Genomic DNA, 384 nt, shown 5'->3' on the forward strand with positions numbered 1-384 from the left:
CGCCAATGTGCTGTCCGCCGAAGGCGGTGAAATCCCGGTTGTACGCCGTTTGGAGGGCGGTATTGAGGTCGCAAAGGGTAAATTGCCGATGCTGGTTACCGTTTCGGATGCCGCACCCGAATGCCGTCCGCGCAATGCCAAATTGGTGCTTCGCCACAAAAAAGGCGTGGCAGCCACCGAGTGGAGTGCCGCCGATGTCAATGCCGACCCGCAGCAGTGCGGATTGTCCGGCTCGCCAACGAAGGTGAAAGCCATCGAAAGCGTTGTTTTTCAGGCGAAAGAGAGTAAAACACTGGATTCTTCCGACCAGGCAATCGAAGAACTCATCGTGGAGTTAATCACCAATCACACAATCGGTTAAGGTATGAATAATTTATTTGTATA

1 pseudogene is annotated in these 384 nt (G+C 52.9%); it reads left to right on the forward strand.

The window, feature by feature from the left end:
* Positions 1–361, forward strand: a pseudogene (locus tag ASC50_RS05460) (electron transfer flavoprotein beta subunit/FixA family protein); the annotation flags it as partial.
* Positions 362–384: the final 23 nt, after the last annotated feature.

This window comes from Candidatus Symbiothrix dinenymphae, from assembly GCF_001431085.1.